The organism is Paenibacillus sp. FSL H8-0034, assembly GCF_038000305.1.
Lineage (GTDB): Bacteria > Bacillota > Bacilli > Paenibacillales > NBRC-103111 > Paenibacillus_S.
This window is the reverse complement of record NZ_JBBOBS010000001.1, coordinates 893,919-918,173: the sequence shown is the minus strand read 5'-3', so window position 1 is coordinate 918,173 and position 24,255 is coordinate 893,919. Positions and strand designations below refer to the sequence as shown.

At 48.3% G+C, this 24,255-nt stretch carries 20 protein-coding genes; 4 read left to right on the top strand and 16 right to left on the bottom strand.

Annotated elements, in window-relative coordinates; translation table 11 throughout:
• Positions 1-102 precede the first annotated feature (102 nt).
• On the bottom strand, positions 103-1,092 hold the full coding sequence (locus tag NST47_RS04330) for a Gfo/Idh/MocA family protein (RefSeq protein WP_341154030.1): 990 nt from the start codon (positions 1,090-1,092) through the stop codon (positions 103-105).
• Positions 1,089-2,096, bottom strand: a complete 1,008-nt coding sequence (locus NST47_RS04325; RefSeq protein ID WP_341154029.1) for a Gfo/Idh/MocA family protein — start codon at positions 2,094-2,096, stop codon at positions 1,089-1,091. Before NST47_RS04325 ends, NST47_RS04330 begins: the two co-directional genes overlap by 4 nt.
• A 134-nt stretch (positions 2,097-2,230) precedes the next feature.
• On the opposite strand from NST47_RS04325, the gene NST47_RS04320 reads away from it, so the two are divergent.
• A complete protein-coding gene (locus tag NST47_RS04320) occupies positions 2,231-3,142 on the top strand; it encodes a helix-turn-helix domain-containing protein (protein ID WP_341154028.1) in 912 nt (303 codons plus the stop codon).
• Positions 3,143-3,149: 7 nt separating this feature from the next.
• Here NST47_RS04320 and NST47_RS04315 read toward each other — a convergent pair whose 3' ends face one another.
• From NST47_RS04315 to NST47_RS04290, 6 genes are all read right to left on the bottom strand, one after another.
• Complete coding sequence (locus NST47_RS04315) at positions 3,150-4,373, bottom strand: MFS transporter (RefSeq protein ID WP_341154027.1); 1,224 nt, start codon at positions 4,371-4,373, stop codon at positions 3,150-3,152.
• A gap of 202 nt (positions 4,374-4,575) precedes the next feature.
• Positions 4,576-6,357 (bottom strand): glycoside hydrolase family 2 protein, encoded by a 1,782-nt coding sequence (locus NST47_RS04310; protein ID WP_341154026.1) that lies wholly within the window; start codon positions 6,355-6,357, stop codon positions 4,576-4,578.
• Positions 6,358-6,392: 35 nt separating this feature from the next.
• A complete protein-coding gene (locus NST47_RS04305) occupies positions 6,393-8,729 on the bottom strand; it encodes a helix-turn-helix domain-containing protein (protein WP_341154025.1) in 2,337 nt (778 codons plus the stop codon).
• 160 nt (positions 8,730-8,889) lie between these two features.
• Positions 8,890-10,437, bottom strand: coding sequence for an extracellular solute-binding protein (locus NST47_RS04300; protein ID WP_341154024.1), 1,548 nt, complete (start codon positions 10,435-10,437; stop codon positions 8,890-8,892).
• Positions 10,438-10,491: 54 nt separating this feature from the next.
• A complete protein-coding gene (locus tag NST47_RS04295; protein WP_445667348.1) occupies positions 10,492-11,382 on the bottom strand; it encodes a carbohydrate ABC transporter permease in 891 nt (296 codons plus the stop codon).
• Positions 11,379-12,311, bottom strand: a complete 933-nt coding sequence (locus NST47_RS04290; RefSeq protein WP_341159603.1) for an ABC transporter permease — start codon at positions 12,309-12,311, stop codon at positions 11,379-11,381. Before NST47_RS04290 ends, NST47_RS04295 begins: the two co-directional genes overlap by 4 nt.
• 299 nt (positions 12,312-12,610) lie before the next feature.
• Here NST47_RS04290 and NST47_RS04285 point away from each other — a divergent pair, with 299 nt between their 5' ends.
• Positions 12,611-13,477 (top strand): phytanoyl-CoA dioxygenase family protein, encoded by an 867-nt coding sequence (locus tag NST47_RS04285; protein ID WP_341154023.1) that lies wholly within the window; start codon positions 12,611-12,613, stop codon positions 13,475-13,477.
• A 236-nt stretch (positions 13,478-13,713) separates the two neighbouring features.
• Entirely contained in the window at positions 13,714-14,601 is an 888-nt protein-coding gene (locus NST47_RS04280) for a helix-turn-helix domain-containing protein (protein WP_341154022.1), read from the top strand.
• A gap of 51 nt (positions 14,602-14,652) precedes the next feature.
• Here NST47_RS04280 and NST47_RS04275 read toward each other — a convergent pair whose 3' ends face one another.
• The 7 genes from NST47_RS04275 to NST47_RS04245 form a co-directional block, all read right to left on the bottom strand.
• Positions 14,653-15,372 (bottom strand): metallophosphoesterase family protein, encoded by a 720-nt coding sequence (locus NST47_RS04275; RefSeq protein WP_341154021.1) that lies wholly within the window; start codon positions 15,370-15,372, stop codon positions 14,653-14,655.
• Positions 15,373-15,427: 55 nt separating this feature from the next.
• Positions 15,428-16,414 (bottom strand): FecCD family ABC transporter permease, encoded by a 987-nt coding sequence (locus NST47_RS04270; protein ID WP_341154020.1) that lies wholly within the window; start codon positions 16,412-16,414, stop codon positions 15,428-15,430.
• A complete protein-coding gene (locus NST47_RS04265; protein WP_341154019.1) occupies positions 16,415-17,398 on the bottom strand; it encodes a FecCD family ABC transporter permease in 984 nt (327 codons plus the stop codon).
• 55 nt (positions 17,399-17,453) lie between these two features.
• On the bottom strand, positions 17,454-18,506 hold the full coding sequence (locus tag NST47_RS04260; RefSeq protein WP_341154018.1) for an ABC transporter substrate-binding protein: 1,053 nt from the start codon (positions 18,504-18,506) through the stop codon (positions 17,454-17,456).
• A gap of 134 nt (positions 18,507-18,640) precedes the next feature.
• Entirely contained in the window at positions 18,641-20,251 is a 1,611-nt protein-coding gene (locus NST47_RS04255) for an AraC family transcriptional regulator (RefSeq protein WP_341154017.1), read from the bottom strand.
• Positions 20,252-20,277: 26 nt separating this feature from the next.
• Positions 20,278-20,781 (bottom strand): nucleotidyltransferase family protein, encoded by a 504-nt coding sequence (locus NST47_RS04250; RefSeq protein WP_341159602.1) that lies wholly within the window; start codon positions 20,779-20,781, stop codon positions 20,278-20,280.
• A gap of 96 nt (positions 20,782-20,877) precedes the next feature.
• Positions 20,878-21,192, bottom strand: a complete 315-nt coding sequence (locus NST47_RS04245) for an antibiotic biosynthesis monooxygenase family protein (protein WP_341154016.1) — start codon at positions 21,190-21,192, stop codon at positions 20,878-20,880.
• Positions 21,193-21,450: 258 nt separating this feature from the next.
• Between NST47_RS04245 and NST47_RS04240 the strand changes: the two genes are divergently transcribed.
• Positions 21,451-21,708: a GlsB/YeaQ/YmgE family stress response membrane protein gene (locus NST47_RS04240; protein WP_076230926.1), complete on the top strand. Its 258-nt coding sequence runs from the start codon at positions 21,451-21,453 to the stop codon at positions 21,706-21,708.
• A gap of 135 nt (positions 21,709-21,843) precedes the next feature.
• Here NST47_RS04240 and yicI read toward each other — a convergent pair whose 3' ends face one another.
• Positions 21,844-24,174, bottom strand: coding sequence for an alpha-xylosidase (gene yicI, locus NST47_RS04235; protein WP_341154015.1), 2,331 nt, complete (start codon positions 24,172-24,174; stop codon positions 21,844-21,846).
• Between the last annotated feature and the right edge of the window lie 81 nt (positions 24,175-24,255).

The window sequence follows — 24,255 nt, the reverse complement described above, 5'->3', positions numbered from 1 at the left end:
TTGATAAGTGCAAAAAAAGCTTCGCCATCGTACTTTAGTGGCAAAGCTTTTTGCGTTGTGGGTGGATTTGGTGATCGAGAAAAGCCGGATCTGCTTCCGCTGCTATGATATCGCCACGGACTCTCCCTGCTTCACAGATCGATAACCCGCAAGGGCAACTTCAGTCGAACGCAGGCCGTCCAATCCCGTAATCGGTACCGACTCGCCAGCAAGCAGCGCATGAACGAATGCTCTCACCATGTAAAAGTCCATCGGATCACCATAGAACATACTTACGCCTTTCCCCAAGGAGTCGCTGTAGAGCATGTTGCTCTGGGCAAAAGCATCGATAGATAGATGACCTTTCGATCCGATGATTTCCATCGTCACATCACCCCATGTTGGAAACGATTTAGGTCTTGACCAGCTTGTGTCCAGCACACCGATCGTACCATTCGCAAACTTGACATGAATCATCCCCACATCGTCAACCTCCAGCCCTTCATGAAACAGAGTATTGCAATATGCGTAAACCTCTGTCACTTTGGACCCGGTGAACCAGTTCATAAGATCCATCACGTGGACGGTGTGATCCAGCAGCGCACCCCCGCCCGATAAACCGGGCTCTGTGAACCAGCCCCCGGGTGCGGTTCCGCGGTTCGTCCCTTTAATCGCCAGGATCTCGCCGATGTCACCTTGCTCAACCGCCCTCTTCGCCTTCGCTACGGCTGCCAGATAGCGGCATGGGAACGCCGTCATCAGCTGAACCCCGTTCGTTTCACAAGCATCGATCATACGCTCCATTTCCGCAACGGATAAGCCAAGCGGTTTTTCACACAACACGTGTTTGCCTGCTTCAGCGGCAGCGATAACCTGCGCAGCGTGGTTCACATTTTCCGAGCAGATGACCACGGCATCCGCATCCGTCTTCAGTAATTCCCGATAATCGGCAAAATATCGCAGTCCATGCTTACTTACCACAGACTCCACTCTGCTGCTATTTTCATCCGCAATGCCGACGATCTCGACCTCAGGAAGCTCCAGAAGAGATTTCAGATATGAATGGGCATGTCCGTGAGCAAAGCTGATCATACCTACTTTTAAACGTTTCATGTCGGCGATACCTCCCGTTTGTCTTGACCTATTGTGACAACCTTTCCGGTATGAGCAGACTGAACGACAGCAAGAGCGATTTCCAGCGCTTTATAGGCATCCTCTGGAGTTACAACTGGCTCCCGGTTGTCGCGAACACAATCGATAAAATGACGCAGCTCCTTCTCATACGGAGTTTCATATCCCGGGCTTTCCGGCACCTCCACAAAAGGTCCCTTGCTTAACGAAGCAGCCGGTTTCCGTACTTGCAGCGATTTGGAGGACGATCTGTCACTGCGGATAACACCGCCGCTTCCGGCAAACTCCACTGCTGTCGTAAACGCTCCCGGATATCCCCAATACGCTTCCAGATTAGCGACAGCCTCGCTTTCGAATACAAGCGTTGCTGTTGCATAGTCCACTTGATCATTATGCTTGTGCTGCGCGAATACCGAACGGACTTCACCTACAGTCCAGCGCATGTAATCAATATCGTGCACCATCAAATCCAACACCACACCACCGCTTTTGTCATCCTCCCGATACCAAGGACGAATGTCACCGGGATGTACGCCTATCCGCTTCGCATGTGCAACGCCAAGCCGACCAATCGAGCCATCGTCAATCTGCTGCTTCATCTGAACATACTCCGGAAAAAAGCGGACAACATGTCCGACGAACAGCCTGACGTTATGACGTTTGCAGACCTCAATCATTTCTGCAGCGTCCTCCAGATGGAGCGCAATCGGTTTTTCACAAATCACATGCTTACCAGCTTTAGCCGCCTCAATGACAGCCGATTTATGCAAATAGCTCGGAAGCGTAATACTCACGATTTCACAATCGCTGTGTGCCAACATATCGGCAAGTGACACATAAGCTTTGGCACCCACCTTGGCAGCCAATTGCTGTGCTCGTTCTTCCAACAAGTCGCAAACACCTGTAACCGTGACTCCGGAAATGTTCGCATAGCATTCAGCATGTATGTTTCCCATGCCTCCACAGCCAACTACAGCGACTTTCATATGTATCCCTCTTCTCTGATTGTTGTATAATAGTTCTACATTCAAGATACAACTAGATGAAGGTGACTTGTATGACCGCTTTTGCTGAATTACTATCCTAATTTGTCGGCTGGTAGCCATACAGGAGAGAAGCAATGAACATTTATAAAGAACCGATTCATTACCAGAATCCTCTTCTACATATCAAAGTCTGGGAGTTTACTTCGAGCGGCAGCGTTGCCTTAAGCCCTCCTATTAACTTAACCTGGCACCATCATCCAGAAGTCGAATTTATTTATGTACGTTCAGGTATTCATGGTATGCATACGCTTACTAATCGATATATCCTGAATCCCGGCGATCTTATGGTCATTGGCTCCTCCCAGCTGCACTGGGGCAACAAGCTCAGTGATGAAGATCTCGTATATATCGTGCTTCATGTGGATTTGCAGCCTTATTTTGATCCTACGATGATGATGTATTATCCGCATTTCTCTGAAGTCCACCAGCCTCTTGAAACGCTAAACGACATGTTTCGGGAAGACCAGCATCTTAGAGAAGAAATAGCTGGCTACATTCTCCGCATTCATGAAGAAATGATGGGACGAGATAAAGGCTATGAGATTGCAACCAGCATTTATATCCGCCACATCTTGCTGACAATGCTGCGGGGAGACCACAGAAATTTGCTGAAAGGTAATATCGCGGACGGCACCCTCTTATTGCGACCCATACTTGAGCATGTGGACCAGCATTTATGCGAAAAGATCGATATGGAGGAAGTGAGCAAGCTGGCGAATATGAGCTACTCCTATTTTTCCAAGTTTTTCAAAAAAACAATGAGTCTCACATTTACCGAATATATTAACCGAAAGCGGATTTCCCGTGCTGAACAGCTGCTTCTCACCAGCTCCATGACGATTACGGAAATTGCTGAATCCATCGGAATCGAGAACATGGCTCACTTCTATGAAATGTTCAAGCGATTTAATGGCTGTACGCCAAAGCAATTTTTGCTCAAAATGAGCACAGATACATCAACCGGAATCCAAAATAAGAGTAACTGAGTTATCATCAGTTACTCTTTAACGACGATGACGATTTGGGCTTGATCGCAAGTAATGCACATAAACCGCCCACCCCTGCGATAGCGGCGAACGTATAAAATAACAACGGCTCTTTACCCAAAAGCAGTGAAGTGACAGGTGGGCCAGCCGCAACACCTATAAATCGCATACTGCTGTAAAGTGAAGTAATCGTGCCGCGCTGCTTTTTATCGATGCCTTCCGTAATCAACGCATCCAGACAAGGCAATGCCGCCCCAATACCAAGCCCCGCGGCGAATAGCAGGGATAGCAGCAGCAGCAATCCCTTGGTAGGAATCCATCCACATACCAGCATAGCTGCAGTCACAATAATGAGCCCTATGAAGGTAAACCATTTCATCCGCTGCTTGTTCTCCCCTACCAGCTTGCCCGTCACATAGGAAAATAGGCAGACGGCTGTCAACGGAACTGCCAGCAGCAGCCCCTTTCGTATCCCTTCAATGTGGTATTGCTCTTCCAGTATCGTAGACAGGTAAAATAAAAATCCGAACAAAATATACATGCCGATACCGCCAATGCCAAATATGGCATATAGCCAACGTCCCTTTTGCTGCAAAATTTGTTTGATTGAAGAGATAAAGGCCTTTAACGTCACCTTCTCCCCCTGTTTACTGCCAGGTACCTTGATCAAAAAAGCAACGGCCAGTATCGAGATCAGACAGAAAAAGGGAATAATTAGAAAAGGCAAAAACCACACAAGCAGCGCCAGAGCAGAACCCAGAATAGGGCTGAGCACCTTCCCGAATGTATTTGAGGTCTCTACGATGCCCAATCCGCTAGTTACCTCCTCCTCGCTTTGGAACATGTCACCGACGAGCGGTATCACGATAGGAAAGGCCCCGGCGGCTCCAATCCCCTGTACAAATCTTCCCGCCAATATGACCCAATAGGCAGCCATACCATCCATTAACCAGGCACCCGATCCCGATATGCCCCCTCCAATCGCTGCGAGAATCAGACTCGGTATAATAATTTTTTTTCGTCCGAAGCGATCAGACAAATAACCGGCTATCGGAATGCATATAATCGCAATTGCCGCATAAACGGTAATAATTAAACTCGATTGAACGGAGGAAATACCCAGCTTTTTCTCCATGATCGGCAGCAACGGGATCAGCATGGAATTGGCCAATGTCATAATAATCGGAATCGATGCGACAGCCGCGAGTTCGAGTTTCTTCGTATGATTCAAGTGAAATTCCGCCTTTTCGAGTGATCTCAGGGTTCCGATAGGGCCAATAGGCTGTGCTTAGCATCAATCAAACCGCTCGGAAATATACATTTCCCGTACGTTTTGCACTCTTTTCACACCAAATAACCTTTTGCATTCCTCTCAGGAAATGATCAAAAGGTTGTCGGACGTTTATAATTTAGATGGTTAATGATTGGGAACGTTAATCTCTTGTCGTGCTCGTCTTCTTAAAATGCTTCTGGACAATTTCGTAAGCCAGCTTCGGCCGGCGGTATTCGTCCACAATGCCCTTGCTGTTCTTCGTCTGTGCACGCCAGATCGCCCATGAGTCCTCTTCGCTCACGCGGCAGTCGCAGAACTGCCAAATCAACATACCCGATATATAATCGCGTGCGCCGTAAGCCTGCAAATTGCTGTCAATAATGTCGGCTTGCCGTTCCTCAGTCCCCTTCACACGGGAAGGAGATCGATAACCATAAAAGCCATCGCCACCAAACTCGCTCATAATCATCGGCTTGCCAAGTCCTCCTGCTGCATCTGCCCAGCCTCTCGCTCTGTCACACAGCTCACCGGGATCTTCAGCTCCGTACCAGCCTGGATATAAATTAAAGGAAACGATATCGGCCAGATCGAAGCACAGCTCCTTCTCCCGATGGTGCGAAGCAAAGGTCAGCGGACGGCTTCCATCCATCTTGCGAATCTGCTCCAGCTGTCGCTTATAATGGGCTCTGCCCTCCTCCGTATCGCTGGCGCACTCATTCAAAATGGCCCAAATGATGATAGCAGGGTGGTTCTGGTGCCCTTCGACCATTTCCTTGTTCACCTTTGCACACTGCTCAATGAAATGTGGATTTTGCATCCGCTCCAAGCTCAAGCCGCGTGCATGATTTTCCTCCCAGACATAGAAGCCCCTTTCGTCACACAAATCCAAAAATCGCTCATCATTCGGATAATGACTTGTACGAACACAATTCGCGCCCATATCCGCCATCAGGTCCAGATCCTTCACCATCAATGCCAACGGAAAAGCCGCTCCGACAATTGGATGATCTTCATGCCGATTGAAGCCTTTCAGTACAATATTCTCGCCATTGACTTGAATACGTCCTTCAAGCGTAGTGACCGTTCGAAAGCCCACTCGCTCTATCAGATCGTCAACAGCCGTTAAGCTCCCATCCGACTCCCCATTATCAACGAACAGCTGGCAGCTTAATGCATACAGCTGCGGTTGACGAGCCGACCAGGCTTTGGCATCCGGCACCTGGAAGCTTTCCGCAACAACCAGCTCTGCTCCTGGCTGAATGCTCGCCGTATTCCATTGCAATGGCTGCCCTGCCAGCTCGCCTCGAAGCTGGAAGCTTTGCTCCACATCCGATACGTTGCGGACGGCCACCTCAATTCGTGCGCTCCACTCTCCATGCTGATGCTGTGGAGTAAAACCGATCCGTTCGATGTACAGCTCGTTAATCGTTTCCATCACCACAGGCCGAATCAGCCCGCCATATGTGTAATAGTCATTGGGGATATGGAGCGCTGAGCCTTCATGAAAGCTGTTGTCCACCTCTATCGTTAGCGTGTGCTCACCTGGCATTACATGCCGTACTGCTGCAGAGAACGCCGTATAAGCGTTATAATGCTCGGCAATCAGCTCGCCGTCAAAAAACACACGCGCGGTATGGCTTATTCCCTTGAATACAAAACGCAATGCAGGGGTTTCCTTGGCGATGACGATTCTCCTTCGATACATACCTTTGCCGCGATAGGTTAACAGCTTGGGATGCTGCTCCCAGCAGCCTGGAACCGGAAGTCGATAACAATAATCAAGCTCCGTTTTTGTGATGGTATCCCTGCCTGCCACCATATTACTGGGGCTATCCGCAGCATCATTTCTGTCTGGACTCTCCTCTTCAACAACGGCAAAATCCCATATGCCTTCAAGCTCCTCCAATTGACGAAGCTGATTCGTTTCAAATAAACGGATCATCATTCAAGCTCCCTTGTTATGGAATAATGTATTCCTTACTTCCGATTGCGAAATTGCTCCCGATACTGGGTTGGCGTCGAACCGACCGCTCCCTTGAAGATTTTATTAAAATATGAATGCTGATAACCAACCTGCTCGGCGATCTCGCTAATTTTTAACTGTGTACTCATTAAAAGCTCCTTGGCCTTGTCAATCCGCACGTTCATTATATAATCGACGTAATTAAGACCTGCAACCTGTTTGAAGGAACGACTTAACGTATAAGGGCTGGTTGACAAACGCTCGGCGCATTCCTCCAACGACAGATCCTCCATATAGTGAGCCTGCAGCAGCTCCATCGCACGTTCGATCAGATGCCGCGACTGCAAATTTTGCGTGTGCCGATATTCATCCAGATAAGGCATCATCATACGCTGCCTGAACCACCGTTCCATCACCGCAGGCTCATGGATCGCGATCAGCTCCTCAACCAGATGACCTTCGGTAAACAGCGCATGACGGGTAAACCCTAACTCAATCAGCATATGGCGCATACTGCCGACCAATTGAAACAATGCCTGCTGAACCATAATCTCCCTGTCCGCATGCAGTTGAACCTCACGCATAAACTCGTTGAATTTCGTATAGGCTTCTTCAGCCAAACCGAGCCGCAGCACATGAATAAGCTCCTTCTCTTGCGTAAAAGGATAATGAGCCACCGGCTGCGGACTGGGAGCAAAATCCTCCATGTCGATAATTTGCTCGCTGACCTGCAAATCGCGATACCTGGCAGCCTGTCTCGCTTGCTCCAGCAGCTCTGGAATATCTCCCGCCTGATCGGTTAATCGGCAGATCATCACCGTTACCTGCAAGCCCAGCATTTTGCCGAGTGTTGGTATCAATTCTTGGGCAAGACCATACAGCTCGCGCCGACTTTCCTCCCGGCTCCTCTCCTGAGGCAGCATACATAACAATCCAATGGACAAATCCTGAAAATTAATGACATGTGCATCTGGAATTCGTACAGAAGCCTGCTCCTCGGCGATATTCGCCGCAGCGAAGCTGATCAGCTGCTGATCGTCCTCCTTAAAGCGTGTGAGCTGTTCATTTAAGCCGGACAACTGGATCAGAAGCATCGAAAAAAACTTGTCCTTGACCTCCCAGCCAAGCTTGCTCATTCGCTCACTTAGCGAGACTTCATCAAGTGCATATAGATGTCCCTGTACCAGCTGCAGCAGAAACCCTTCGCGTAAGGAAGGAATCGACAGCTTTAACCGCTCCTGCAGTGTCTGGCTCTCCCGGGTTAAGGATTTCCACTGCTGCTCGATAAACTCGATCTCATGCTTCACGCTGTCTTCCTGAAGCAAGCGGTCGGTTTGGAACAATTGCACGAGCCTTCCAATCGGTCGGTAGAGCCGCCTCGAAGCGAACCATGCCAGGATTAGCGCTGCCAGAACACCAATAGCACTGCTTGCCAGAATGAGCCTGGAGGTGTCAAAGACAGGCTTGGTCAGCTCCGCCATCGGTGTCGCCGTCACATAGAGCCATTCCGCCTTGGTCACTTCTCCATACGAAACCATGTAGCTTTCCCCGTTCCATTTATACGGAAAAGCTTCCATGCTGCCTTGACGGTTCAGCACAACCTCTTTCAGCTGCAAGGAAAGCGCTGCCTCCTCTGGCCGCGGAGGAACGACCCATTCGCCGGTTTTACGCATCAGGAATGCCGCTGTTCCCTTCTCATCCGTATGAATATGGCGAATCATCTGCTCCATTTCCGTTTTGTTCAAATTCAACACAAAGGCGCCAAACGGCAGCTCGGAGTGCCATGGAAGCTTAAAAATGACGGATACAGGAGCGGTTCCTTTTTGCGACACGGAAGTTATCGGCAGCCCATAGGCGAAAAACAGCCCTTCCCTATGGTTCAATACGGACATATAAGGCTTCAACTGCTCCGTATTCAAATAGCGGATACCATCTGATGCCAGCACAGCCCTTTGACGTGTCAAAAACAACTGAGCCTCATCAATCAGCACGTTTGAGCCGCCAACCACGAGCAGTGACTGCATGATCTCCTGCATCCGGTCAATATTATCGATAAACACGAGATCATCCAAATGATCACCATACAAGGAATTCGTTGACCATCGGCTCATCACGAGCGCAATTTGATCGAACTGCTTGTTCATCGTATCCGAGAACTGCTCAAATTTGATTTGATGGGTGCGAAACAGCTCCTTTTCTATTTGACCAATTCCGATCACGTAATTGGAGATAGCTATAAATATGGAGGGTACGCTTGTAATCAGCAGCACAAGGATCAGGCTTTTGCGAAAATAATCGCCTTTTTCTTCCTTCCATCGCCAGCCTGTAATTGTAGTCCACCACCGCTGCAAGCCGCCACCCCCTTCAAGTACATACATTATAGCGTAACTCGGATCTCCCCGACAAAGAAAGGCACCCCCATGGCAGCTTTCCGCGGAGGGTACCTCAACAGAATTCAATTTCACTTAGGCTTCCAATCCGCGCTTGCAATCAAATTCGAATGAACCAGAATTACTTGGCCCCGCTATTCGCACGGTATGCTTCATTATATTCATCCAATATTTTCATGTAGTTTTTGTCAGCTTTCAGCTCATTTACGAAAGCATCCCAGTCGTCAAGCGTCGCTTTGTTCATCATGACCTTCGTTTTCATATCCTGAATTTTCTTATTGAAATCACTGCCCAGCTTGTTATTCGTTTCCGATATTAGACTTGAGGTCGGACTCGGAATGCTCACCGGCTCGGAGATATCTATTAGCTTCTTGTCCCGTGTGATTTGCTCGGGGGTCAGACCGGCTGTAGCAACACTCGCATATTTATCGTATTTCATAAAAATATTTTGCAGGAATTGATAGCTCGGGTCGTTCAAGGTCGCTTCCGTCACCACATAATTCCCATCCTGGAGCTTGAAATTAATATCCTTCAATCCATAGCTGGCCAGTTCATGACCTTCGTCTGACGTACCATAGTTCATGAATTCCAGCAGCTTCTTGACCTTGGCCTCAGGCACTTTTTTGGGAATGACGAACATCCCGAAAACTCCAGTACCCTTAGAGGCATATTTCCCTTGTGGACCTGTCATGTATGGAGCCCATTCCATATCCGGCTTGGCGTTCGGGTTCATCGTACTGATCTCTTTAATGAACAGCGGCTCCTGATTCGGTTTATCCGGAAATATCCCCGCTTTGCCGGCAATCACCAAATCCTTGGCCTGATTATGCTTGAGCAGAGCAAAATCCTGCGGAATCAGGCCGTCTTTAAAGGCGTTCTGGAACCATTCCAATGACTTGCGCATCTCCGGCTCAAGCGTTACATCGATAAGTTTGTCACCCTTCACCTTGTATTTGCCGCTGGCGCCCGTGAACACGCTCTCGATAAAACCAAATTGACCCATATCATTCTGGTTTACATAACCGGACAATCCGATCGTATCCTTCTGACCGTCAGGCGCATTTTCTTTAAAAGCTTTCATCACACTGTACAGCTCATCTGTCGTTTGCGGCATCGTCAGGTTCAGTTTTTTCAGCCAATCGGCGCGAACCAATGGATGTGCGTTGCCTTCAGTTGGACGTACCCGTGGAATACCGTACAATTTCCCTTCAATCATCAGGTTTTTGTAAGTAATATCCGGGAATCTCGACAGGTTCGGATACTGCTTGATTATCGTCGTCAGATCCCAGAAGGCTCCCTGCTTGGCCATGCTCCGGAATGCGGCATTGCCCGTATCAGTCACAAGCATCAAATCCGGCAGATCGCCAGAGGCCAGCGTGACATTGACCTTTTCACCAAAGTTATTCGGAGTAACCCAGGTAATATTCAGCTTGGTATTCGTCCGCTTCTCAGCCTCCTTTAAGATGGCATTGTCGACAGCTGGTGGTTCCTTTTGATAAAAAATGGATAGGATGCTGATTTCCAGCGGCTTGCTATCGCTTGAGCCCGATGCGCCAGGGGCTTCCTTCGCAGCTTCATTGCCTCCACACGCAGATACGGTCATGACGGCGCTCAGCATGAAGGCAGTGAGAGTGCCTTTCTTCCAGCGAGCAGCTTGCTTGTTGATCATGGTAATGCCTCCCTTTTTTTCATGCAATTCATTAGCCTTACATACATTTATGTTTCATTCCTTCACAGAGCCGACCATGGCTCCTTTGGCAAAATGCTTTTGCAGGAATGGGTACACCACAAGAATAGGTAACGTGGAGATGACGACAGCCGCCATTTTTTTCGTTTCCGACGGAATATTCTGCATACCCGTCTCGACGAGCGCATTCACTCCCATGGCGGTAGAGGAATCGATTAGCATATTTTGCAATAAAATTTGCAGCGGCCACCGCTCGTGGTTGTTGATGTACAGCACAGCGGTAAAAAACGTGTTCCAATAGCCCACTGCGTAAAACAGTCCAAAGGCAGCCAGCGAAGGTAGAGACAGCGGTAAAATAATTCGGAACCAGACGCTAATATCGTTACAGCCGTCAATGCGTGCCGCTTCGTCCAGACTTGGCGGAATCGAATCAAAAAATCCTTTCATCAACAGCACATACCAGCCATTGGTCAGCACCGGAATAATTAGTGAAGAGATGCTGTTGATCATACCCAACTCCTTCACCACCAGATAGCCGGGAATGATGCCGGGATTGAACAATGTCGTCAGCAATATCATCAACATCAGCAGCTTGCGCACCTTCAGCCTTCTACGGGACAAGCCGTAAGATAGTGTGGAGGTGGCAATCAGACTCGCTACCGTACCGACAATCGCCAGAAAGCCGCTGATCCCTGCCGATTTGACAAAAGCCTTGGTCGATAAAATATACTCATACGAGATCAGCGTCCACGCCTTCGGAAACAGCAGCAGCCCGCCCAGCCTGAACTCCGCCGGTGTTGCAAACGATACAACGACAATGTAGTAGAAGGGAAAGAGACAAATCAATCCGACCAGGGACAGCACGACGATAATCCCCGTTTGAAACGCGCGCTCAGCGTAGCTTGGCTTTATCGTAGTGTTTATCAATAGACGCCCTCCTCTCCGAATTTTTTCGCTAATTTGTTAGCACCGATGACCAGCACAAGTCCAATAATGGATTTAAACAGTCCGACAGCGGTGCTGTAGCTGAATTCCCCCTGCAGCACGCCCACCCGATACACATACGTATCGAACACCTCGGCCACCTCGGATACAGCCCCATTCATCATCAGGTAAATTTGCTCAAAACCAACATCCATAATATGGCCGATCCGCAGTATAAGCAAAATAATGATCACATTGCGAATCGCAGGCAGCGTGACATGCCACATTTGGCGCAGCCGGCCTGCACCATCCATCCGGGCGGCTTCATACAGCTGCGTATCTACCCCGGCAATCGCCGCGAGAAATATAACCGTCCCCCAGCCAACCTCCTTCCAGATCGATTGCAGTGTCAGCAAAGCCCAAAAGTAGTCCGGCTCTGTCAAAAAATCAATCCGGTTCAGACCGATATATTCGAGCAGATGATTGATGACCCCTTCCGTCTTGGACAGCATCAGAAAGCTGATTCCAACAATGATGACCCAAGATAGAAAATGCGGCAAATATACGATGGATTGAATCGTTTTCTTAAACCATTCCCGGCGTATTTCGTTCATCAGCAGCGACAGTACAATCGGCAGCGGAAAGAAAAACACCAGATTCAGGAGGCTAATGACCATCGTGTTACGGAAAATCCGGTAAAAGTCCTGATTAGCAAACAGCCGCTCAAAATGCTCTAACCCAACCCAGTCGCTATGCAGAAATCCGAGATAAGGCGAGTAATCCTGAAAGGCAATCAATACTCCCCACATCGGAATGTACTTGAAAATCAGGAAGTAGAGGATACCTGGCAGTATCAGCAGATACAAAAATAAGTCGCGTCTTAGTGTCTGGCCGAGCAGGCTAAGCCATGTCTGTCGGGGTCGCTCTCCCAGCTGAGCGCTCGTGTGTATTGGTGATGAAATGGGTATCACGCTCCTACGTTTATGAAATTGAAACAGCCGTTTGGGGAGCCATCGGCCTGTGATGTGCTCGGTTCCAGACCTTACTATAGCCCCGCAGTTTCTTGAATGCATTAAAAAAATCTTGCAAATCGCTACAAATCACCTTGCAAATTGTTGAGTTTATTTCATTTGTCCGTTTCAGTATAAAGATTATCAGTTTCAATGCATTCAAAGCGGACATGCGCAGGTGCTAAGATACAACTATCAAATACAAATAAGAGGTGAGCGACATGGAAACCGTACCAGCGCTTTATAATTATGGAACAGAAGAAGAAGTCGCACTTGCTGAACGTATCAATGCCACAATGTATCGCTATGACAATCCTGCAACCAATCATATCGATTCGTTGGCAAATGTAACCGAGGCTGACATTGCCGATTTTTGGAAGCAGGGTTATATGGTTGTTGATAACGTTTTCAATCAGGAAGAAGTCAACACATCGCTCGAAGCGATTATGGACATTATTCTGGAGCGTGTGAAGGGACCCCAGCTGCAGTTCGTCAAGCCGCGCGATCAACTGAAAAATGACTTTGAGAAGGAGCTGGCGATTCGCAAAATCGAACGTTTTGTCGAGCATGATCCGCGTCTGCATCATCTTGCCTACCATGAGGGTATGATGCAATTGCTGAGCAGCCTGTTCTCCGACACCCCCAAGCTTGTGCAGCAGCAGGGAATATTGAAGCCTCCGCATGGCGGCGCCGAGAAGCCTTGGCATCAGGATATGGCTTACGGCAATCTGACTTATGAGAAACCGGTCATTGGCGTATGGATTGCACTTGACCCTGCAGGAGCCGATAACGGCTGTATGCACGTGATCCCGCGCTCACATATGGAGGGTCCGGTTCCCCATTATGCCGTTCGCGATTGGCAGGTGTGCGACACCAGTGTACGGGTTGAGCAGGATGTCATCGTTCCGCTTGCACCAGGCGGTGTTCTTATCTTCCACGGGATGACGCTTCATGGTACACCACCGAATTTCTCGGAGAAACGCAGACGCTCCCTGCAATTTCATTATGCACCTGAAACGGCTGTCAAGATGTCCCCGAAGGAATACAAACGCTGGTTTACAAATGAGATGACCAAAGCCGAGTGCTGAGTGTACATTGGTATGAGTCTGATGCTTTAAATATCGATGCATGATTTGTTGAATATAACTGCACAGCACAAAGCCTCCTAAATCACGGGTAGACGTGGTTTGGGAGGCTTCTTTATGCTGAAGCACTGGGCTCGCGTTATACATCTGCCTTGATGTCGTCAATAACTTGCAGGCTTAGCGTCATAAACAGTCATTTCGCCTTACATTTTGCTATAATAGTTGGTGAATGATCTACAATGAATCTTGGACGGGATGGCGGAGATTCCATGGATATCAACAAGCTTCAAGAACAAATTATTTTCACCCTATCTGGTAATAGTGGAAAAGCACGCTGTGAGGAAGGCTGGAACTGGAATCCGCCGCCTTTGCATGACTATGATTTGTGGTATGCACTTTCAGGCAGAGGTGAAATGCGTATTCAAGGACAGTCTTATCCGATCCGTAAGGGCAGCTGCTTTCTCGTTCGCCCTGGTGACACTCCCCAGGCGACACAGCTGTCCGAGGATCGGCTGCAGGTCATTTTTATTCATTTTCAATATGCCCCTCCCCATGAAGAAGAGGCAAGCCGTGCATACATACCTGAGCGGCATACAGTTATCACGGAAACGTATGCTTTTGAAACGATGTTGAATCGGATTATGGAGCTGGAAGAACGAAAATTCGTGTGGAAAGAATTGGAGTTTGATCTGATTATGAAGCAGCTGTGGTTTCAACTGCTCCGCAGCCAGGCGAATGTTCCGGAAACCCGACTAAGGGAGGATAAGCACGGACAACTGCTTTCGCGTGTTGTTGCCCTTATCAAGGATGTTCCGGGTTACCGGATCAGTCATCAGGAGCTGGCTGACCAAGTCAGCATGTCCCCTGAATATTTGAACAAGCTGTTCAAGCGAAATATGGGGATGTCCTTGAAGCATTATATGACTGAGGCAAGGCTGGAACGGGCGCTCCATCTCTTGCAGGAGACCTCTATGAATGTTTCCCAGGTTGCGGAGGCGCTTGGCTACGGTAATATTTATTTGTTCAGTCGACAGTTTAAGGAGCAGTATGGTCGCCCCCCTTCTGACTTCAAGTTCAAAGGCGTTGCCTCCCGGCGACACCGCGGCAAGGAACAAGGGGACTCATAGACAACGAATTCATGCAAGCTACAGAACCAGGCCAAGAACATCGCTAATCATCTATGCTTGAACCTTGAATGTACGATACGTGTCTGTATCGGTGATTTCCAGACCATTCAGCTGCATGCCGAACGCACAGCCACCGTCTACGCCAATCTTGTCGCCACCAAACCAAATGTCCGGCGTTCCTTGAATATCTTTCGTTTTCGTATGTCCGAATACCACAACTTTATTGACTACCGTTTTGTTTTTGAAAAAAGGTTCCTTGATATACATAAATTCCCGGGTCGGCTGATTCTGCCAATCCACATATTTCGGGTCCAGTCCCGCATGAACGAAAATATGAGCAGGTGCCTCGTAATAATAGGGCAAGCTCTCCAGAAAAGCCACATGTGCCGCATGCTCAGTGCGAACCAGCTGCTTGAACGTCTCCAGCTCTTCATGAATCATCGCATAATCGATTGTATCGATATTCAGATAGCTCATCATCGTTTGTTTACCGCCATGGTCAACAAATTTGGAGCTGACCAGATGATCCTCAGTCCGGACGATATCGATGAACCGCTGATCATGGTTACCACGCAGCGCAATCACGCCATCATCCTGAACCATCTTCCTAATCTGCTCGACAACCTCTTTGCTGTGCGGACCTCGATCAACATAATCCCCAAGCAATATTAATTGGTCCACCTTGGGCTCGTAGCTCATCAGATCCAAAAGCTGGTTAAATGGCTCGTAGCAGCCATGAATATCGCTGATCACCAATGTTCGTTGCGTCATGGGTTCGCTCCTCTCATCCGACCGTCAATGTAGCCCCTGCAGGCAGCGCCTATCGCTAAACCCTTTTCTTTCTGCGCAGCAGCAAATAAAGGAAATACGGGGCTCCAATCAAAGATATCATAATCCCGACTGGGATTTCTACCGGAGGCATAATAATGCGCCCGACCGTATCGGCGGCGCTCACCAATACAGCACCAAGCAAAGCGGAAACCGGCAGGACATATCGGAAATTCGAGCCGACCAGCAGACGGGCCAGATGCGGGATAATCAACCCGATAAAACCTATGGCACCAGCGACTGCAACTACACTTGCCGCTAAGGCTACAGCAACGGCAATCAGGAACAGCCGTGCCGTTTCGATACGCATACCCAGTCCACGAACGGTCTCTTCACTTAACAGCAACGTATTCAAATATCGGCTGCTCATCAATGCCAACAGGAGGCCAATCACTGTCCACGGCCATATCATATCGACATGCTCCCAGGAGCGGGCATACAGGCTTCCTTTTAGCCAAATCAGCGCCTGAGCCGCCGACGGAGCAAATTTCACAACAAGCAGTGTAATCAATGCATGCAAACCGCCGCTAACCGCTACCCCACAGAGGATGAGACGTTCCGGCCTAATTCCATTTTTGTAAGCCAAACCGTATACCAGCATACTGGCGCACACAGCCCCGATAAAAGCGAACAGTGGCAGTGAAGCAGCCGAATAATTCGGCACAGCCAGAATCATCAGCACGGTAACGAGACCTCCACCTGCTGTAATTCCCATCAAATCGGGTGCGGCTAACGGATTCCGTGCCACTCCTTGCAGGATCGACCCGGATAATGACATATTGACGCCGATCAGCATCGCAATGAGCAAACGTGGCATCCGATAATCGTAAACTACTCCGGAATGCGCGATCAGCTCCTCCATTAACTGCTCGAAGGGAATTTCTACGGCGCCAAGACGTAATGATAATACGGCAAAGACCAGCAGCAGCACGCAGCCTGCGGTCATGGTAATTTGAAATCTACGTAGAGGATTCAGCTTCAGCATTTAACCCTCCTCCCTTTTGCGGCGCATCAAATACAGAAAAAACGGGGTTCCGAGCAGCGCCGTTATAATACCTACAGGTGTATCAGTAGGGTACAGAATCCACTGTCCGGCTGTGTCAGCCACCAGCAGGAGGCAGGCACCCGTTAGCGCCGAGATCGGAATCAATATCCGATAATCCGTTCCAATCCACGCTCTAACGATATGAGGGATCATCAATCCGACGAATCCAATTGGCCCACACAAGGCAACTGATCCCCCTACAAGCACAATAACCAGAATAAAGGCTGCGCGGCGCACCCAGACAATGTGCTGTCCAAGCCCCCGCGCCGCATCCTCCCCAAGCACGAATATGTTGAATTGATTGGCCAGAAACATACTGGCAAGCATAGCTGGAACGATGCTGATCAAGCTTAACTGTACATCTGTCCAGTTCGTTCCGGACAGCTTGCCTGCCATCCAATACAAAATTTCCGACAAACGGTCATCGTGTAAAATAATAAGTCCTGTCGTTAACGCACCCATGAATAGCGAAACCGATACCCCAGCCAGCAGCAGCCTTATGGCCGTGTAGCCGGAAACCTGAGACAAGCCATAGACAATGCTGCCCCCAACCGCCGCACCTAGGAAGGCGGCTATCAGAATGGTAGCCGTTACATCCTTCAATCCAAACCAGGCCAGGGATGCCACGACAAAAAACACAGCCCCCTGATTAATCCCCATAATTTCAGGATCTGACAAGGGATTCCGTGTGATCCCCTGCAGCAGGCATCCGGCTACGGCCAGCCCGCCCCCCACAATAACAGCCAGCACGGCACGTGGCAGTCTTACATACCAGACCTTATACACGAGCAGATTGGATGGCTCCAGACTCATCAATTCCGAAAGATTATGCCAACCCAATCCTTTGACACCTGATGTGAGGGCAATAATACCAACAACCAGCATCAGGGTCATTAATCCGATACACAGAAAAGGGACAGACATAGTCCGCCCCTTCCTGCTCGATTGCAGCCGATTCACAGTGAACTACCCCCTGATCTTATTTTCCGCCTGCCATGGTTTGTATAGCTTGATCCAGAATCAGCTCGGCAGCGAGTGGCCCGCGTCCTTTGGACCAAAGATCACGGCTAACCTCAAGTGCCTTTTTCTCTTTAACCGCTTTTAAGTTTTTATAGAGTGGATTGTTGTCCCATTTTTTCGGTTCTCCGTATAGAAACAGGTAGTCGGGATTGTATTCGTTCAAACGCTCCAGATTGATTTTGGCAATGTCTGTTTTACTTTCAGCAGCAGACAAATCCTTTTTGCCTTCGAACAAATAATTAGTGCCTACTTCACTCAGCAATGAGCCAATGAAGGAGGTTTTGAGCCATACGGTCGAGTCATCCTCGAAGGCACCAACAACGAGCACACTTGGCTTGTTTGTCAATTTTTCCTTACCGGATTTGATCTTGCCTTCAATGCTTTTCACAACTTTGTCCGCTTGCTCTTTCTTGCCGAGTACATCAGCCAGTGAAGTAAAGTTGGCCAGAATCGCCTGATAGCTGCCATCATCCAACGCGACGGTCGGAGCAATCTCGCCCAGTTGTTTTTTGATCATTTCATGACGGTTCGGGCTCGCAATAATAAGATCGGGCTTCACGGACTTAATGATTTCAAGATTAGGCTGCTTGGCCTGACCGGCATTCGCCACATTTTGCGGACTGAACTTGCCGTTCAAATATTCAGGGAAACCGGAATCGCCAATACCGACAGAAGCTACAGGCTTCACATCAAGCGCTGTTACCATATCCACATAGGCGAAATCGAGAACGACTATTTTTTGAGGAACCTCTTTGAATTTCGTTTCTCCCCATACATGCTTAATCGTTTTTTCTGCTGCAGACGGACTCGCTGCCGGACTTGGTGCTGTGTTCGTATTGGCTGTACTGCCTGCAGATGCCGCTGCACCTGTTTTCTCTTTATTTGTACCCGCAGCCGGAGTGGATCCACAACCTGACAGAACGAATGCACTCACTAATCCAACCATACTCACAACCAGCATCGACTTTCTTAAAGTAAACAATGTAGTATTCCCCCATATCGATATCATCATGATTAACAAGGCTCCATGCAGATAATGAATATCATTATCAATGAGACTGTGCATGGGCTCGCTATAAAATTATATCTGGAGCGCTGCGAATAATCTATGAACATTTTTGCTCAATAGCTTGGACAATTCTGACATCACGGCTTCACAAATAAACCGATTGCGGCATCAATCATCAGCTTATGACTCATCGCCGAGTAATCGATCCATGGATAAAGATCTATCTCCAGGCATTGCTTCCGACGTACAGCAGACAAATTATTCCACACCTGACTGGCACGCAGCTTGCGCAGCAGTTTCTGATCAGCTTTATGCGAGGATACCATCAGCAGTATATAGTCAGCGTTTAATTCACTCAGCAGCTCTAACGATATGGTTCGTCTCCATTTGATCTGCTTCACCTCGGCAGGCGCATTTAACTTCAGATCCTGATACAGCACACTGCCAATATTTCGCTCAACCCCATATATTCTCAGCTTGCCGCAGACGATTCTGAGAATGATGACCGTCGATTCCCCTATGACGCTTTTGAGCTTTCGACTCGCCAGTGCTGCCTGACTGTCGTAATTCTGAAGCCATTCCTTCGCTTCCCTCCGCTTACCTACCAGCTCCGCAATTTGATTCAATCTCTCTCGCCAAGGAATATCCCAATAGGGTATAACCGCTGTTGGTGCAATCTGAATTGCATCTTTGTTATACTTGGCCCACTGGGAGTCACATACGATGATATCGGGCTGCAGCTGAATCAAAGCATTCTGGCACGCCTTGCCTTCCGCAGATATTCGGGGTACATGATTCAGCAGCCCATCAAAAGTAGTTCCACCACTGCTGCCTACCCGAACCGATGCGTATGGAGTGACACCCAATGCGACCAAATCACCATTAAAGGTACACTTCATGACCACAATTTTTTGGCTGTGCAGCTTGATATAATAGGCAGGTGAATAGCCGGTTTCCTTCTTGAATACACGGCTAAAATACGATTCATCCTTGTATCCCAAATGCTTGGAAATTTCGGATAGGGAGCTTTGGGAAACAATCAGCAGTTCCTTCGCCCGCTTCATCCGCAGCATAGTCATATACGCGGTTGGACTGATTCCCTTGAGCTTCTTGAATAAGCGGGAGTAGTAGCTGGAGCTAAAGCCTGCAAGACGCGATAAGGCATCGAGCTGAATGGGCAGCATGTAATTGTGATTCAGGTACTCCACTGTCCGCTCTATGGCCGTCAGCTGCTGCTCCTCTCCTGTTTCGATTTCTGAAGCTGCCAGGTACAGCAGTTCCTGTATGAGACAAGTTTGGCGATAGTGTCTGCGGCCATGCTCCAATTCGCTCATACTATGGTGAAGCTGCTCGCACAGAAGGAGCAGCTGTGGTTGGCTCTGTATATAAAATTCACCTTCCAGGGGAAACGCCTTACCATCCTCCCGATACAAATTCCCCTTTTCTGTTGAACGGATCGGTGATTGATAACTGAATCTGATCCTGTAAATCACCAATAGATCTGCGGAATCGGATGCGGCTTGAACCTTTTTTCCTTTTGCCAAAAACAACAAATGTCCCGGTCCCACACGAGTGGAAATTCCATCTATATCAAAAATTGCAGATCCTCTATGTATAAAAACAACCTGATAAGAAGAAAGGATCTCAGACTGCAGGCTCCATGGCTCGGATCGACGGATGTGATCCACATCGGAGACACGAACAACCAGCTCATTTAATTGGAAAAAAACGTCATTCGGTACGATCATCGTGCCCTCCTCTATGTAATTCTCCGTCATAGTCCGATAAACGTAAGCTTCGGCCATATGGCTTCCCACTGCTTGCCGCGCACCCTCTTTTGATAATAGGCTTCATCCTTGAACAACGGGCTTTGCCTCACCCTGCATTCAAACATATCATCCAAACCATGCGGACACACATAGGTTATTCGGTTATCTGTCTCCAAAGTAATCGCAACAGCCGTTGCCGTCTCAGGCCAATAGCTGATCGCATCCTCTATAGATAGATAGGGCGCATCGCCGTTCTGAATGTGCATGCGGGCCTGATTTTTGACGGACCAGAGCGGGTTTCCGGTTGCCTGTCTTAGCTGCTGCTCCAGCTTTTTCTCAACCTCTTCGTCCAGTTCGTCTTTATTATAGTAAATCAGATCGATGTCATTCAATGGCGTTCGCGTCTGGTACCCATGCAAATAATCCCAAACATAATTACGGACATATCCCGCAGCAATGTACCCATGAGGCAGCTCAAGGGAACGGACGACCAACAGATCGTTCATCATTTCAGCATTATCCGATATCAGTTCAATAAACAGCTCATCATACTTCGACAACCAGCTTCGCTCCATTCCATTCATGTATTTCTCAGTTCCCTATTGTCAATTCGGTTCTTCATTTAAACCCAGCGGAATATGAATATAATGCTCAACAACTGGAAATGGATCGTAAAAATGATGCAATAAAGCTTTCCATTCCTCGTACTCCGGTGAGGTTCGAAAACCAACCGTATGATCCTTCAGCAGCTCCCATTTAACCTGCAAAATATATTTATTGTCCACTTCTACACATTTTTGCAATTCATGGCTGATGTAGCCGTTCATCTGGGAGATGATCCGGGATGCTTTTCTAAAACTGCTTTCAAATTCATTGCTTAAGCCTGGTTTTACTTGTAAAATAGCAACCTCCAATATCATCGCATTCCGCTCCCTTTGTTTGATATATCTGCCTTCCTCACCAACTGTAGTGGCAAATAACTACACTCATGATCATATCATATTTGTTGAAATCTTCGTGTAAACTACCCACAATTCCTTGAGATCAAACCGATTTTGAGCTTTACTCGACAAAATTTGCCTTGCCACTTATAGTTTCAGACCAATCTGGAAAGGTTAATAAAAAGCAAGCAAGTAAACAAGTAAGTCAAGCAACATACATTAAAGGAGGAATACACAATGAGTTTCTTATGGTCATTAATTGTTGGTGGTATTATCGGTTGGTTAGCGGGTCTCATCATGGGTAGAGATATTCCAGGTGGTATCATTGGAAATATTATTGCAGGTTTTGTTGGTGCATGGCTGGGTGGTTTGCTGCTCGGAAGCTGGGGACCTGTAATGGGCGGTTTTGCTCTACTACCCGCGCTTATCGGTGCGATCGTGCTCGTGTTTATCGTTAGCTTGATTATGCGTTCAATGGGTAAGAACCGAACCTAAAACATAAGCAAAACCGTAACGTATATCATAAGCATTACCGTAGCAAACAGCGCCGTTAGTCAGGAATTTATTCCTGGTTAACGGCGCTGCTGCTTTCCATACGCAATACCTATTCGACTAGCTGCTTGTTTATGCCTATAGCTCTATGGTAATTGCTGATGAGATACCTGCTCCCGGTGTCACAAGAATGCCTTGCTCCGTTGCTTGCCAATCCGCACCGAACACATTGTCAACCTCTGTCATCCCTCTCAGCATGAGACTCCAAGGTTTGGAAGCATGCTGAAAACCGATAGCCTGAACATGAATCGTTGATCCTGTTCGTTCAGCCTTAACGGTCAGCTCCAGTTCACCCTGTGTGCTGTAGATGGCCGCTTCTGCCGCGCTCTGATCCTGCAGCTCGAAAGCATGTACAACAACATGATCAGCATAATCATAATCCGGACGCAAATGATTACTGCCGACGGCAATCATACTATTTGGTCTGACCCATAATGGTAAGCTAAAATAATCATGACGCTCGGTTATCCAGCTGCCGCCCTCTTTTCTCTCTCCAGTCCAATAATTCGTCCAGATTCCTTGCGGTATATAATAGGAAGCATCTCCCGTTTCATTGAAGATCGGCGCGACCAGCAACGATTCACCTAACATATATTGCAGATCAAGCGGATGCGCTGCCCGGTCCCCGGGAAATTCAAGCACCATTGCACGCATCACGGGCAAGCCTCGAACCATTGCTTCCACTGAAACACTGTACAAATACGGCATTAAGCTGCATTTGAGCTGGGTAAAATGACGCAGCACATCCACCGCTTCATCCCCGAACAGCCAGGGTACCCGATACGATTCATTACCGTGCAGACGACTGTGTGAAGACAGCAGCCCAAAGGCGGCCCAGCGTTTGTACACATCAGGTGGAGCCGTTTTTTCAAAGCCGCTAATATCATGACTCCAAAAACCGAAACCGCACAGCCCAAGCGACAGTCCACCGCGCAGTGTCTCCGCCATCGAAGCATAATTGGCAGAACAATCGCCGCCCCAGTGAACCGGGAACTGCTGACCGCCAGCTGTAGCCGAACGGGCAAATACCGCAGCTTCATGCTTACCCAGTGTTTGCTCCAGCAGCTCGAAAGTCGCTTTATTATAAAGCTGCGTATAATAGTTGTGCATTTTCATTGGATCAGAGCCGTCATAATAAACGACACCCGTCGGAATCCGCTCACCGAAATCGGTTTTGAAGCTGTCCACGCCCATATCAACAAGCCTTTTCAGCTTACCCTGATACCATTTGACCGCAGCCGGATTGGTGAAGTCGACAAGCCCCATGCCCGCCTGCCACTTATCCCACTGCCAGACATCGCCTTCCTTGTTCTTCACCAGATAGCCTTGCTCCATCCCTTCATCGAACAGGGCCGATTTTTGCGCGATATACGGATTAATCCATGCACAGATTTTCAGATCCTTGCTCTTCAGCCGCTTCAGCATGCCCTCTGGATCAGGAAATACGTCCTTATCCCACTCAAAATCGCACCATTGGTATTCCTTCATCCAGAAGCAGTCAAAATGGAACACATGCAAGGGCACCTCACGCTCGATCATCCCGTCGATAAAATGATTGACCGTCTCCTCGTCATAGCTGGTCGTGAAAGAAGTCGTCAGCCAGAGCCCAAACGTCCAGGCTGGCGGTAATGCAGGTTTACCCGTCAAGGTCGTATAGTTGTTCAACACATCCTTGAGCGTATCGCCACCGATAATAAAATAGTCAAGCGATTCACCCTCCACACTGAACTGCACCTTCGATACATTTTCCGATGCAACCTCGAACGATACCTTTTCCGGATGGTTGACGAATACGCCGTAGCCGCGGTTGGACAAATAAAAAGGAATATTTTTATAAGCCTGCTCGCTGCTCGTGCCGCCATCCTCGTTCCAAATATCGACCGTCTGGCCATTTTTCACAAATGGAGTGAACCTTTCGCCCAAGCCATAAATATATTCACCGATACCCAGATCAAGCTGCTCACGCACATAAGCGCGGTTCCCCGGAGTCCGCATATAAGCGGAAGTGCGGTTTCCATTTCCCGTTAGGCGTTTCCCGGCATAATGGTAATCGATTTTCCAAGTATCCGTTCTGGAAATATCCACCTTGAGCCTACCGCTGGTCAGACTGGCTCCCTGCTCGTTATTCACAAGCTGAACATGCGTTTCCCCGGTATTGAGCTCAAACGCTGGCCCCTTCACAACCTTGCCTTTATGGTGCACAATCTGTACACGAATGACATCAGGAATAGGTGAGCTGTAACGAAACGTTAATAACGGACTATTCAGGGTGTCCCCCTTGCGCTGAACCTTTTTATCTGCCGCATATACCGTAATAGAATCTGCATCTGTACGGATATCGCGCACCTCTACCGCATAATGCGCTTCTACACCTTCTCTGATTTGCCAGTAACCATCCGTGAATTTCATTATTGTCCCCTCCAGACATTGAATTCTAATTTTTCGAGCTTCCTATACTTCTATAATATTGATATGATTGAAGGAATTCTT

Coding starts and splice junctions, on each gene's coding strand:
- NST47_RS04300 (WP_341154024.1), bottom strand. CDS start 10,437: ATGATCAACAAGCAAGCTGCTCGCTGGAAGAAAGGCACTCTCACTGCC.
- NST47_RS04275 (WP_341154021.1), bottom strand. CDS start 15,372: ATGACGCAACGAACATTGGTGATCAGCGATATTCATGGCTGCTACGAG.
- NST47_RS04280 (WP_341154022.1), top strand. CDS start 13,714: ATGAATCTTGGACGGGATGGCGGAGATTCCATGGATATCAACAAGCTT.
- NST47_RS04245 (WP_341154016.1), bottom strand. CDS start 21,192: ATGATATTGGAGGTTGCTATTTTACAAGTAAAACCAGGCTTAAGCAAT.
- NST47_RS04250 (WP_341159602.1), bottom strand. CDS start 20,781: ATGATGAACGATCTGTTGGTCGTCCGTTCCCTTGAGCTGCCTCATGGG.
- NST47_RS04255 (WP_341154017.1), bottom strand. CDS start 20,251: ATGATCGTACCGAATGACGTTTTTTTCCAATTAAATGAGCTGGTTGTT.
- NST47_RS04260 (WP_341154018.1), bottom strand. CDS start 18,506: ATGATGATATCGATATGGGGGAATACTACATTGTTTACTTTAAGAAAG.
- NST47_RS04285 (WP_341154023.1), top strand. CDS start 12,611: ATGGAAACCGTACCAGCGCTTTATAATTATGGAACAGAAGAAGAAGTC.
- NST47_RS04310 (WP_341154026.1), bottom strand. CDS start 6,357: ATGATCCGTTTATTTGAAACGAATCAGCTTCGTCAATTGGAGGAGCTT.
- NST47_RS04325 (WP_341154029.1), bottom strand. CDS start 2,096: ATGAAAGTCGCTGTAGTTGGCTGTGGAGGCATGGGAAACATACATGCT.
- NST47_RS04240 (WP_076230926.1), top strand. CDS start 21,451: ATGAGTTTCTTATGGTCATTAATTGTTGGTGGTATTATCGGTTGGTTA.
- NST47_RS04270 (WP_341154020.1), bottom strand. CDS start 16,414: ATGCTGAAGCTGAATCCTCTACGTAGATTTCAAATTACCATGACCGCA.
- NST47_RS04320 (WP_341154028.1), top strand. CDS start 2,231: ATGAACATTTATAAAGAACCGATTCATTACCAGAATCCTCTTCTACAT.
- NST47_RS04330 (WP_341154030.1), bottom strand. CDS start 1,092: ATGAAACGTTTAAAAGTAGGTATGATCAGCTTTGCTCACGGACATGCC.
- yicI (WP_341154015.1), bottom strand. CDS start 24,174: ATGAAATTCACGGATGGTTACTGGCAAATCAGAGAAGGTGTAGAAGCG.
- NST47_RS04265 (WP_341154019.1), bottom strand. CDS start 17,398: ATGTCTGTCCCTTTTCTGTGTATCGGATTAATGACCCTGATGCTGGTT.